Source organism: Dactylosporangium sp. NPDC006015 (genome assembly GCF_040614215.1).
Classification (GTDB): Bacteria; Actinomycetota; Actinomycetes; order Mycobacteriales; family Micromonosporaceae; genus Dactylosporangium; species Dactylosporangium maewongense.
The window spans coordinates 19,843-31,908 of record NZ_JBEXUD010000082.1 but is presented as its reverse complement, the minus strand read 5'-3'; the positions used below and the strand labels follow the sequence as shown (position 1 = coordinate 31,908).

The window sequence follows — 12,066 nt, the reverse complement described above, 5'->3', positions numbered from 1 at the left end:
TCCGCCGGGCGGGCCCGCGGCCCGCCGGGGGCCGCCGGGTCGGCCTGGGGCCGCCCGCCCGCCGGGGCCCCCCTCCGCGCGGCCCGCCGCGGGCTCGGCCGCGACCCGGGCCGCGCCGAGCCGGCGGACCAGCAGGTCCCCGGCCTCGCCGGCGCTGAGCAGGTCGACGGCGACGGGCAGCGCCCCTTCGAGGGCGACCAGCGACGTGAGCGCGTCGCGGCTGGTGACGACCGCGAGGCAGCCGGGGGTGCCGGGCAGCAGCGGCCGGACCTGCTCGGCGTCGCGGGCGTTGTCGAGCACGATCAGGACCCGCCGGCCGGCCAGGAGGCTGCGCAGCAGGCCGGCCTGCGCGGCGAGCCCGGCGGGGACGCGGGCGGCGGCGACCCCGAACGCGTCGAGGAACCCGCGGACCGCGTCGGCGGGGTCGACCGGCCGGCCGCCGGGGTCGAAGCCGCGCAGGTTGACGTACAGCTGGCCGTCGGGGAACCGCCCGGCGGCGCGGTGCGCCCAGTGCACGACCAGCGCCGACTTGCCCACGCCCGCGGTCCCGGTGACCGCGGCGACCGCGACCCCACCGGCACCGGTGTCTGCGGTGTCGCCGGTGGCTCCGGTGAGGAGCGAGTCGAGGCGGGCGAGCTCGCCGGTCCGGCCGGCGAACGTGCCCACCGCCAGGGGCAGCTGGGCCGGCACCGCGGGGGCGGTGGCGGCGACCGGGGCGGGCGCGTCCAGCTCCGGGTCCTGGCGCAGGATCCCCGCCTCCAGGTCGCGCAGCGCGGCGCCGGGCTCGATGCCGAGGTCGTCGTCGAGCGTGCCGCGCAGCCGCCGGAACGCCGCGAGGGCGTCGGCCTGGCGGCCCAGCCGGTACAGCGTGAGCATCAGCAGCCCGTGCAGCTGCTCGTCGAAGGGGTGCTCGCGGGTCAGCTGCTCCAGGTCCGGCAGCAGCTGCGCGTGCTGCCCCAGCCCGAGCCGCGCCTCCAGCAGGGCGCGCCGGCCGCGCAGCCACAGCTGGCCGAGCCGCTCGGCCTGCTCGTCGAGCCACGGCAGCCCGCCGGTGTCGGCGAGGGGCGTGCCGCGCCACAGCTCGAGCGCGGCCTGCAGGTGGCGGGCGCGGGCCGCAGGGTCGGCCTCCTGCAGGCCGGCGGCGATGCGCCGTTCGGCGACCGCGACGTCGGTCCCGTCGCCGCCCGCGTCGAGCAGGTAGCCGGGTGGACGGGACGCGATGACGGCCTTGTCGCCGAGGGCGCGTCGCAGGTACGACACGTGACTCTGCAACGCGTTGACGGCGTTCGGCGGGGGAGCGTCGCCCCACACCAGGTCGACGAGGCGCCCGGTGCTGACGACCTCGCCCGGGTGCAGGCCGAGGACCGCGAGGACCGCCTTGCGCCGCTGCCCACGCACGGGGCGCGCGGCACCGTCGACGAGCACGTCGACCGGACCGAGAAGCCTCACCCGCAACGCCGCCGCCCCCCAACGGTTGACTCCCTCGAACGTATCGATGAACCCGGGCGCTGACCGCCGGGTGTCCGACTGTTGACGACGCAACCGAACCGGCGCGCCGGCGGTCTTCGCCGCCTGCCCCCGGGGTGTCGCCGCGGTGGTCCGGATAGGTTGGATCGATGAGCGCGTTGGAGAAGCTGCGGGCTGCCGCGCCCGTCATGCGTGAGGACCTTGCCGGGCTCGTCGCCGTCGAGTCGCCGTCCGCCGACCTCGACGCCCTGGCCAGATGCGCCGACGTCGTCGCCGGGCTCGGCCGGCGGTGCACCGGGCTGGCGCCGGAGCGGGTCGTCGTCGCCGACCGGCCGCACCTGCGGTGGCGCTTCGGTGACGGGCCGGTCCGCGTGGTGCTCGTCGGGCACTTCGACACGGTGTGGCCGGTCGGCACCCTGGCCCGCTGGCCGTTCGCCGTCGACGGCGACCGGTGCACCGGCCCCGGCGTCGTGGACATGAAGGGCGGCCTGGTCGTGCTCTTCCACGCCCTGGCGGCGGTCGCGGACCTCGACGGCGTCGCCGTGGTGTGCAACTCCGACGAGGAGATCGGCTCACCGACCTCGCTGGCGCTCATCGAGGAGACGGCCGCCGGCGCCGCGGGCGCGCTGATCCTCGAGGGCAGCGCCGACGGCCGGCTGAAGATCGCCCGGAAGGGCATCGCGCACTACTCGCTGCGGGTCACCGGCCGCGCGTCGCACGCCGGGGTCGCCCCGCACCTCGGGATCAACGCCGGGGTCGAGCTGGCGCACCAGGTGCTGCGGGTCGCGGCGCTCGGCGCCCCACCGGGCACGACCGTCACCCCCACCGACGCCGTCGTCGGCACCACGAGCAACACGGTGCCGGCCGCCGCCCGGGTCAGCGTCGACGTCCGCGCGTTCGACCCGGCCGAGCTGACCCGGGTCGACACGGCGCTGCGCGGCCTGCGGCCGGTGCTGCCGGGCGCCGAGCTGACCGTCGAGCTCGGCCCGTCCCGGCCCGCGATGCCCGAGTCGGCGTCGGCGTCGCTGTTCGCCCTGGCCCGCCGGGTCGGCGCCGAGCTGGGCCTGCCGCCGCTTTCGGGCGAGGCGGTCGGCGGCGGCTCCGACGGCAACCTCACCGCCGGCATCGGCGTGCCGACCCTCGACGGGCTCGGCGTCATCGGCGGCAACGCGCACGCCGAAGGGGAGTGGTCCGACCTGGCGACCATGCCGGAGCGGGCCGCCCTCGTCGCCGGCCTCGTCGACGCGATCGGCCGGTTACGGTGAACCTGGCCGCCGCCGACGCCGCCTCCCCGGTGGCGGACGCGTGGGAGTGCGCGGCGGCGGCCGCGGAGCGGGCCGGGGTCGAGATCGTGGAGACCGCCGACGTGCCCGGCCGGGCCGCGTTCGACGACGTGTCGGTGCTGCTGCAGCGGGTGTGGCGGGCCGATCACCGGGCCGAGATCGCCGCGCCGGGCCTGCTGCGGACCTACGCGCACTCCGGCAACTACGTCGCCGGGGCCTACCGTGGCGGCCGGCTGACCGGTGCCGCGGTCGGCTTCTTCGGCCGGGACGAGCGTGGGACGCCGCACCTGCACTCGTTCGTCGCGGGGGTCGAGCCCGGCGGCCTCGGCGCGGGGGTCGGGTTCGCGATCAAGCAGCACCAGCGGGCCTGGACGCTCGCCCGCGACGTGCCCGAGGTCCGCTGGACCTACGACCCGCTCGTGCTGCGCAACGCCTCCTTCAACCTGCGCAAGCTCGGCGGCCACGCGGTCCGCTACCTGCCCGAGTTCTACGGCGCGATGGCCGACGGCATCAACAGCGGCGACCTCAGCGACCGCCTGCTGCTCGTGTGGCGGCTCGCCGCGCCCGAGGCCGTCGCCGCCGCCCACGGCACTCCCGCCGGTGTCGACGTCGCCGGCACCGCGAAGCTCCTCGACCGTGCCGGCGACGGCACGCCGCTGCGGTTGCCGGCCGTGCCGGCGCCGGCGGTGCTCGTGGCCGTGCCGCCGGACGTGGAGGGCCTGCGGGCCAGCGACCCGGCGGGCGCGGCGGCGTGGCGGCTCGCGGTGCGGGACGTCATGGCCGGGCGGCTCGCCGCCGGCTGGCGGATAGCCGGGTTCTCCCGCGACGGCTACTACCTGCTCACCGAGGAGGGGTGACGACCGCCACGTCGCGGATCGACTACCGATAACTTTACAAGCGTTAGCTGACGTGTCTAACCTTACGGGCGTAAACAAACGTCCGTAAGGGGTTTCCGATGTCCGAACACCCGCGCCGGTGGGCCGCGCTCGCGGTGCTCAGCCTCACCCTGGTCGCCGTCACCCTCGACAACTCCGTGCTGAACACCGCCCTGCCGTCTTTGGCGCACGGGCTGCACGCCACCACGTCCGACCTGCAGTGGATCACCGACGCGTACACCCTCGTCTTCGCCTCGGCGCTGATCCTCGCCGGCAGCCTCGGCGCCCGGCTCGGCTCGCGGCGCGCCCTGATCGGCGGCCTCGTGGTCTTCGGCGGCGGCTCCGCCGTGGCGGCCCTCGCCGACACGCCCGGCCAGCTGATCGCGTGGCGGGCCGTCATGGGGCTCGGCGCCGCGTTCGTCATGCCGGCGACCCTCGCCATCATCACCCGCATCTTCTCCCCGGCGGAGCGGCCGAAGGCGTTCGCGGCCTGGTCGGCGGCGGCGGGCATCGGCGTGCTCATCGGCCCGGTCACGGGCGGCGCGCTGCTGGAGCACTACTCGTGGAGCAGCGCCTTCTGGATCAACGTCCCGCTGGTCGCGGGCGCGCTGGTCGCGGTGGTCCGGCTGGTGCCGGCCGTCCCGGTGGTGCGCACCGGCCGCCTCGACATCCTCGGCGCCCTGCTGTCCACGGCCGCGGTCGCGCTGCTGGTGGACTTCGTCATCCAGGCCCCGGCCCGCGGCTGGACCGCCCCGCTCGGCTTCGCCGAGCTCGGCGCCGCCGTCGTCCTGGCCGCGCTGTTCGTGGCGTGGCAGCTGCGGGCGGCGTCGCCGCTGGTGCGGCTCGACCTGTTCGCCAACCGCACCTTCCTGCTCGCCGCGCTGTCCCTCGCCGTCGTGTTCTTCGTCCTCTTCGGCACGCTGTTCGAGCTGTCGCAGTACCTGCAGCTCGTCCACGGGTACAGCCCGCTCGTCGCCGGCCTGGGCGCGATGCCCTTCGCCGTCGCGATGGCGACCACCTCCGCGACCTCGGCGCTGCTGTCGAAGCGGCTCGGCGTGCGCTGGACCCTCGTGCTGGGCCTGTCCCTCGCCGTCGCCGGGCTGCTCTCGCTGTCCACCACCGGGGTCGGCACCGAGTTCTGGAAGGTCGCATTCGGGACCGGCGTGATCGGGCTCGGCATGGGCATGATGATGGCCCCGGCCAGCCTGCAGATCAGCGGCTCGGTCCCGCCCGAGTACAGCTCCATGGCCGGCGCCCTCAACAGCGTCATCCGCGAGCTCGGCGGCGTCCTCGGCATCGCGGTGCTCGGCACGGTCGTCTCCTCGGCGTACCGGAGCGACCCCGCCCTCGTCCTGCCCGGCGCGGACCTGCCGGCCGCCCACGCCGCCGCGGCCACCATGCCGCCCGCCGACGCGCAGCAGGTCCTGTCCGCCGCCGACGCCGCCTTCACCGCCGCCATGGACCGCGGCGCCCTGGTCGCGGCCGCCATCGCGGCCCTGATGGCCGTCGCCGTGGCCGTGATCCGCCCGGCGGCCGCCCGCACCGCGCCCGCCGAGGCGCAGCTCGTCGCCCAACCGGCATGATGGACCGATGACGACATCGGGAGGCCGCACTCGCAACCGCAGGGGCGAGGGCGGCCTCCTGCGCGACGAGATCGTCGCCGCCGCCGAACGCATCCTGGAGCGCGAGGGCGACGATGCCGCGATCACGCTGCGGTCCGTGGCCCGGGAGGCCGGGATCGCGGCGCCGTCCATCTACGCGCACTTCGCCGACCGGGACGCCGTCATCGAGGCCGTGCTCGACATCGCGTTCGACCGGCTGCGGCAGATCGTCATCGACACCACCACGGCGCTCGCCGACGACGACTGCGTCGCGTCCCTGCTGGCCGGGTGCCACGCCTATGTCGACTTCGCGATGCGGGAGCCGGCGCGCTACCGGGTGCTGTTCGGCCGCCTCCGGGAGGGCCGGCCCGACCTGAAGATGCCGCTGAAGCTGGAGGACGTGCCCCCGAAGTGGCGGTCCCGCCTGCAGTCCTTCGAGGTGCTCGTCCACGCGCTCGCCGCCTGCGTCGCCGCCGGCCGGTCCACCAGCACCGACCCGTTCGCCGACGCGGCGCTGGTGTGGACGGCGCTGCACGGCGCGGTCATGATGCGCCAGTTCGTGCCGGGCTTCCCGTGGCCGCCGTTCGAGGAGTCCGTCGACGCGGTCGTCCTGCGCATCTGCCGGATCTCGCAGTGACCCTCGCCGACGACCTCGCGGGCCCGGTCGACACCGCCGCGCGGGCCCTGCTGGGCTGCACGTTGACCGCCGGCGGGGTGACGGTCCGCCTGACCGAGGTGGAGGCGTACTCGGGCACCGGCGAGGACCCGGCCTCCCACGCCCACCGCGGCCGCACCCCGCGCAACGAGATCATGTTCGGCCCCGCCGGCCACGCGTACGTCTACTTCACCTACGGCATGCACTACTGCGTCAACGTCGTCACCGGCACCGACGGCACCGCGTCGGCGGTGCTGCTGCGGGCCGGCGAGGTCGTCGACGGCCTGCCGGTCGCCCGGTCGCGCCGGCCGGCCGCGCGCACCGACGCCGAGCTGGCCCGCGGCCCCGCCAGGCTGTGCTCCGCGCTCGGCATCGACAGGTCCTTCTACGGCACCTACCTCCTCGGCGACCCGCCCCTGCTGCGGGCCCCGGCCGCCGCGGTGCCCGCCCTCGCCGTCTCGACCGGCCCCCGCGTCGGCGTCACCGGCGCGCACGACGTCCCGTGGCGCTTCTGGGTCACCGGTGACGCGACGGTCAGCGCGTACCGGCGCCACACGCCGAAACAGGCGATGTGAGGGTGGTCAGAAGCGGGTGCGCCGCCGCGGGGTGGTGACGCCCCGCTGGTGCGGCGGCGGGGCGAAGGGCCGGGTGTGGGCGCCGCCCGGGGTGCGGGGCAGGCCGTCGAGGAGGTCGTCGAGGCGCTTCACCATGGGGTCGCCGACGTCGGCCGTGTAGTCCTCCGGGCGCGTCCGGTCGATCCCCGCGGGCACCTTCGCGAGCCGGAGCAGCACCGTGCCGGCCACCGACACGATCAGGTTGGCGAGGAGTGCGATGAGGCCCACGTACACCATGACGCCGTCACCGAAGGACCAGCTGGAGCCGCCGAAGTGGGCCTTCACCACGACGCCGCCGGGGCCGAGCTGCGGGATCCGGTAGAGCATCGCCACGGCCGTGACCAGGCCCGTGACCAGGCCGGCGATGAGCGCCGCGCGGTGGAACCACGCCGTCGTCAGGCCGAACATCACCGCGGGGATGGTCTGCAGGATGACGGCGCCGCCGATGAGCTGGAGCTCCGCGGAGTACGCGGGGTCGAGCAGGAGGATGACCCCGACCGCGCCGAACTTCACGACCAGCGACGCCCAGCGGCTGACGCGGGCCTCCTCGGCGGGGCCGGCGTCGGGACGCAGGTACTGGCGGTAGATCGAGCGGGTGAACGCGTTCGCCGCCGCGATCGACATGACCGCGGCCGGGATCAGCGCGGCGACGCCGAGCGTGGCGTAGGCGATGCCCGCCGACCAGCCGGGCAGCAGCTTGTGGAACAGCTGCGGGGTGATGGTGTTGAGGTCACGGCCGACGGGGACGACGCCGTTGGCGACCGCGAACAAACCGAGCAGCCCCATCAGGCCCAGCGCCAGGCAGTAGACCGGCAGGGCGGCGGTGTTGCGCTGCACGGTCGACCGGTCCCGGGCGGCGATGATCGCGATGACCGCGTGCGGGTACGCGAAGATCGACAGCGCCGAGCCGACCACCATGGTCAGGTAGCCGATCTGCCCCGGGCCGGACAGCAGCAGGCCGTCGGCAGGCGACGGCGTCTTCGCGAAGTGCTCCGCGGCGCGCCGGAACGTGGTGCCCCAGCCGCCGGACATCGCCACGATCAGCACGCCGGACACGACGACCCACACGAGCAGGATGTCCTTGGCGATCGACAGCAGGGCCGGCGCCCGCAGCCCGGAGCGGAACGTGCTCACCGACACCAGGCCGACGGCGACCAGCAGCGGCCACTCGCCGTCGACGCCGAGCGTCTTGAACACCGCCTGCAGCGACAGCAGCTGCACCGACACGTACGGCATGGTCGCCACGATGCCCGTGACCGCCACCAGCGCCGCGAGCCCCGGCGACCCGAACCGCGCCCCGGCCATCTCGCCCGGCGTCACGAACCCGTGCCGGTGCGACACCGACCAGGCGCGGGCGGAGAGGATGAACGCGACCGGGGTCGTGGCGATCGCGAACGGCACCGCGAAGAAGCCGAGCGCGCCCACCCCGTAGGTCAGCGCGGGCACGGCGACGAACGTGTAGGCGGTGTACATGCTGCCGCCGAGCAGGAACCAGGTGACCCAGCTGCCGAACGCCCGGCCGCCGACGCCCCACTCCTCGAGGCTGTGGATGCTCTGCGGCTGCCGCCACCGCGCCGCCGCGAGGCCGAGCCCCATCATCACGGTCATGAGCAGCACGAACACGGCGATCTCGACGTCCCGGTCGCTCATCGGTGGGTCTTCCGGCGCACGCCGACGTAGACGATCGAGATGACCACGGTCGCGAGGACGGCGCAGGCCAGCTGGTACCAGTAGAAGAACGGCACCCCCAGCAGCGTCGGTTCGAGGCGGTTGTAGAACGGCACGGCCAGGGGCGCGACGGTCGGGAGCACCAGCAGCCAGTACAGGGGGCGGTGGCGCTGATCAGGCTCGGGCATCGCTTGATAACAGTGCGCGATCATCGAGAATGCAAAGACGAAAAGCCATCGACCCCATAGGTGCGCAGCATCGTCTCGAGCCGCCGCGCCGCCGGTGATCGGTGCTGGTGCCGGGAGCTGCCGGAAGGGCGTGACAGCTGGCTGACCACCCCGACCTCGACGGTCGCCGGCGGGTCGAACCGGTGCAGCACCGCCCCGGCCGCCTCCGCCCGCCGCGCGTAGCCGCCGGCGACGACCGCCGTCGCGCCCGCCCGCAGCAGCGGCAGGACGGCCTCGCTGTGCCGGGTCCTGACGTCCGCGCCGTCGACGCGGAACCGTTCCTGCCGGCCGAGCGGCTCGACGCGGACGGCGGGGTGCTCGACCGGCAGGTACGTGACGCCGAGCTCGCAGCGCCCGTCGACGACGTGGCGGACCAGGTCGTCCTCGTCGCGCGGGCCGTGCACGCGCACCGGCACCCCCGGATGCCGCCGCCGGAACGCCGCGATGGCCGGCGCCACGTCCACGGCCAGGGGGTCGAGGACGGCGACGTCGAGCCAGCCGGCGGCGAGGCCGACGACGCATCCGACGGCGGCCCGGGCGTCGGCGAGGTCGGCGAGCACCTTCCTGGCCGGGTCGAGCAGCGCCTTCCCGGCGTCCGTCAGCGCGAGCGGGCGCTGCCGCCGGTCGAACAGCTCCACCGACATGTCCCGTTCGAGCGCCCGGATCGACTGGGACAGCGACGGCTGTGCCACGTGGAGCGCGGCGGCCGCCGCGGTGACGCCGCCGTGCTCGGCGACGGCGACGAAGTACGCGAGCCTGCGCAGGTCCATGCCGCCGTCACCCCTCCCGCAGCGCGTGGTCGGCTTCCCGTCGGCCGTGGCCTGCTTCTCGCGGGGCGTGGTCGGCCTCTCGCAGGGCATGGTCCAGGAATGCCCGCGCCGTCGCGGACAGCTCGCCGGGGCGGTGCACGATGCCGTACGGCAGCCGCAACGCCGGCACGACCCGCCTGACCACGGCCCCTCTGGCCACCGCCGCGGGCGTGGCCACGTCAGGCATGAACGCCGCCCCGGCCCCGGCGATGACCAGGTCGGTGATCAGGTCCCGCTGCCCGCTCTCGACCACGACCCTGGTCCTGACCCCGGCCGCCCGCAGCGCCGACTCGACCAGCAGCCGCGATGCGCTGCCGCGCGGCACGCCGAGCAGCTCCAGCCCCGCCAGATCCGCCAGCCGCACGGCCTCGGCGGAGGCGGCGGCAGAGGCGGAGGAGGGTGGGACGCGGGTCGCGGGGCGGGCGGTGTGCGGCGGCGGGAACACGAGGACCAGGTCGTGCGCGCCGAGCGCCACCTCGCACAGCCCCAGCCGGGCCGCCGGCAGGTGGACCAGGCCGAGCTCGCTCACCCCGTCGCGGACCCGGGCCAGCAGCGCCTCGTCGGTGTCGCGGTCCAGGTTGACCGACACGCCCGGGTGTGCCCGCAGGAAGCCACCGACCAGCTCGGCGCCCGGGTGCGCCCCGAGCGGCGCCGACGCCACGAGCTCCAGGCTGTCGTGCTCGGGCCGCCCGCCGACGGCCTCGCCGGCCATGGCGACGTCGCGGATCAGCACCCGGGCCGGCCCGAGGAACGCCCGCCCGGCCGCGGACAGCGTCACCCCGTGCGACGCCCGGTGGAACAGGGCCGTGCCGAGGTCGCGCTCCAGGGCCTTCACCGACTGCGACATGGTCGGCTGGGCGACGTTGAGCGCGGTCGCCGCCCTGCCGAACCCACCGTGCTCCACCACGGCGAGGAAGTACCTGATCTGCCGGGTGTCCACGGGTCACACGTCTTTCAGCACGCTTCGTGCAGAAATCATGTCGACAGTGTTACGCGCGTGTGCCGAGCGTGTCCAGGATCTGGACGCCGGACTTCGCGGCGGCCCGGCCCCCGCGACCGTGACGGCCGCGGGACCGGGCTTGCCATCAATGCCGGGACCGCTACCAGCACGCCTCGCGCTGCGGGACCCGGTCCGCGTCCGGCCGGCGGATCATCGCGGTGAGCGGTGCCAGCCGGTACTCGGCGTCGGTCACGTGCTCGCCCCATTCCGTGCCGGTGTCGTCCGTGTCGGCGCCGGTGTCATCCGTGCCGACGCCCGCCGGGCCGGTCTCGTGGGCCGACACGACCGCCATGAACGTGTTCGGCGCGGCGCCGTGCCAGTGCCACTCGCCGGCCTCGACGACGACGGTGTCGCCGGCGCGCACCTCGTGGATCGGGCCGCCCCGGCGCTGCACCCGGCCCACGCCGTGCAGGACGGTCAGGATCCGGCCGTACGGGCAGCGGTGCCAGGCCGTCCGGGTGCCGGGACTGAACTGCGCGTGGAACGTCTGCAGGCGGGACGGCTCCAGGCCGGTGACGTCCCGGTCGATCCAGACGACGCCGGAATAGTGTTGTTGCGGGGCCTGCCGGCCTCGGCTCGGGGCACGGACGACTTCCATGGACCTTCCCTCTCTGGGAACGGACTCCCTGTTTCGGTTCGCTGCTGTGATTCGCCCGGGCGGACGCGTCAGGCCTTGTAGTCGGCCCAGGACAGGTCCCAGGCGGTCCAGCCGTCGCCCGGGTCCAGCGGCACCCCGGTGTTGCGCGTGGTGACCGGGTCACCGACGAGCGTCTGCTCGTACAGCCACTTCGCGTTCGCTGTCGAGACGTTGGTGCAACCGTGGGAGACGTTGCGCTGGCCCTGGTCGCCGACCGACCACGGCGCTGCGTGGATGTACTGGCCGCCCCAGGTCAGCCGCATGGCGTACTGCACCGCGACGGTGTACTCCGGGGTGCGGAACACCGTCGATGCCTCCCGCGACATGATGACGGTGGCGCCGCTCGACGTCGGCGTCGACGGCTTGCCGAGGCTCACCGGCATGGTCCGCACGAGCGCGTCGTTCTGGTAGACGTTCATCTGCTTCGTCGCATTGTCGATGTCGATGGTCAGCTTCCGGCCGATCGTGACCGTCGCCGCGAAGTCCTCGTCGGCGTGGCCGGATCCGATCCGCACGCCGTTGAGCGCCTTTCGCGCGGTGATCTTCGTGCCGGGCTGCCAGTACTTCTCCGGCCGGTACATCACCTGCCGGCCGCCGAACCAGTGCCACGCACCGGGCTGCGGCGGATCGCTCTTCACGAAGAGACGCTGCTGCACGGCGGCGCGCGACTCCTGCGGGACGTCGGAGCCGAACTCCACGACGATCGGCATGCCGACGCCGTAGGTCCCGCCGTTGGTCAACATCAGGTCGGACGTGACGACCGGGCCGCTGGCCTTCGCCGCCGTGGTGAAGGCCGCCTCCCGGGTCACGGGTTTGTTGTCGGCACCGACGGCGGTGACCTTCGCGGTGTACGCCGTGCCGTAGCGCAGCGCGGTGGCGGGCACCCACGACGTACCGTCTTCGCGGAACTCGCCGGCGACCCGCTGGCCCGCCGCGTCGGTCAGGACGACCTCGGTGATCTTCCCGTCGTTGACCTTCGTGCCGATCTCGGTGCTGATCGCCACCCCCGACTCGCCCGCCGCCGGGCTGACGGCCAGCCCGACCGCCGGCGGCGGAGCGGTCGACTTCGCCGCCGTGGGCTTCTTCGTCGAACTGGTACACGCCGACAGGCCCAACTGCGCTCCCACCGCGAGCGCGACCAGCGCCGCCGCGGTCCGGCTGGGCCCCCTCATGTGTTCTGCCTGTGCATGGACATGGGGGCATCGTCGTGCGCATCGGGGCGAGGCCGGG

At 74.8% G+C, this 12,066-nt stretch carries 12 protein-coding genes; 5 read left to right on the top strand and 7 right to left on the bottom strand.

Going from position 1 to position 12,066, the window contains the following annotated elements; translation table 11 throughout:
- On the bottom strand, window positions 1–1,449 hold a 1,449-nt coding region (locus tag ABZ321_RS56435), incomplete at its 3' end, for an AfsR/SARP family transcriptional regulator (protein ID WP_354905045.1).
- Between the two features lie 167 nt (window positions 1,450–1,616).
- On the opposite strand from ABZ321_RS56435, the gene ABZ321_RS56430 reads away from it, so the two are divergent.
- The 5 genes from ABZ321_RS56430 (at window position 1,617) to ABZ321_RS56410 (ending at window position 6,456) form a co-directional block, all read left to right on the top strand.
- Window positions 1,617–2,732, top strand: coding sequence for a M20 family metallopeptidase (locus tag ABZ321_RS56430; RefSeq protein ID WP_354905043.1), 1,116 nt, complete (start codon window positions 1,617–1,619; stop codon window positions 2,730–2,732).
- Window positions 2,729–3,607, top strand: coding sequence for a GNAT family N-acetyltransferase (locus ABZ321_RS56425; RefSeq protein WP_344503616.1), 879 nt, complete (start codon window positions 2,729–2,731; stop codon window positions 3,605–3,607). Before ABZ321_RS56430 ends, ABZ321_RS56425 begins: the two co-directional genes overlap by 4 nt.
- A gap of 98 nt (window positions 3,608–3,705) precedes the next feature.
- Window positions 3,706–5,208, top strand: a complete 1,503-nt coding sequence (locus tag ABZ321_RS56420) for an MFS transporter (protein ID WP_354905041.1) — start codon at window positions 3,706–3,708, stop codon at window positions 5,206–5,208.
- 7 nt (window positions 5,209–5,215) lie between these two features.
- On the top strand, window positions 5,216–5,863 hold the full coding sequence (locus ABZ321_RS56415; protein WP_354905039.1) for a TetR/AcrR family transcriptional regulator: 648 nt from the start codon (window positions 5,216–5,218) through the stop codon (window positions 5,861–5,863).
- A complete protein-coding gene (locus ABZ321_RS56410; protein ID WP_354905050.1) occupies window positions 5,845–6,456 on the top strand; it encodes a DNA-3-methyladenine glycosylase in 612 nt (203 codons plus the stop codon). Before ABZ321_RS56415 ends, ABZ321_RS56410 begins: the two co-directional genes overlap by 19 nt.
- A 6-nt stretch (window positions 6,457–6,462) precedes the next feature.
- On the opposite strand, the gene ABZ321_RS56405 is transcribed toward ABZ321_RS56410, so the two are convergent.
- The 6 genes from ABZ321_RS56405 to ABZ321_RS56380 form a co-directional block, all read right to left on the bottom strand.
- Window positions 6,463–8,145, bottom strand: coding sequence for a sodium:solute symporter family protein (locus ABZ321_RS56405; RefSeq protein WP_354905036.1), 1,683 nt, complete (start codon window positions 8,143–8,145; stop codon window positions 6,463–6,465).
- Window positions 8,142–8,351: a DUF3311 domain-containing protein gene (locus tag ABZ321_RS56400; protein ID WP_344503620.1), complete on the bottom strand. Its 210-nt coding sequence runs from the start codon at window positions 8,349–8,351 to the stop codon at window positions 8,142–8,144. Before ABZ321_RS56400 ends, ABZ321_RS56405 begins: the two co-directional genes overlap by 4 nt.
- A gap of 20 nt (window positions 8,352–8,371) precedes the next feature.
- On the bottom strand, window positions 8,372–9,160 hold the full coding sequence (locus ABZ321_RS56395) for a LysR family transcriptional regulator (RefSeq protein ID WP_354905034.1): 789 nt from the start codon (window positions 9,158–9,160) through the stop codon (window positions 8,372–8,374).
- Between the two features lie 7 nt (window positions 9,161–9,167).
- A complete protein-coding gene (locus ABZ321_RS56390; protein ID WP_354905032.1) occupies window positions 9,168–10,139 on the bottom strand; it encodes a LysR family transcriptional regulator in 972 nt (323 codons plus the stop codon).
- Window positions 10,140–10,299: 160 nt separating this feature from the next.
- Window positions 10,300–10,797: a cupin domain-containing protein gene (locus tag ABZ321_RS56385; RefSeq protein ID WP_354905030.1), complete on the bottom strand. Its 498-nt coding sequence runs from the start codon at window positions 10,795–10,797 to the stop codon at window positions 10,300–10,302.
- 68 nt (window positions 10,798–10,865) lie between these two features.
- On the bottom strand, window positions 10,866–12,008 hold the full coding sequence (locus ABZ321_RS56380) for an Ig-like domain-containing protein (protein ID WP_344503625.1): 1,143 nt from the start codon (window positions 12,006–12,008) through the stop codon (window positions 10,866–10,868).
- Window positions 12,009–12,066: the final 58 nt, after the last annotated feature.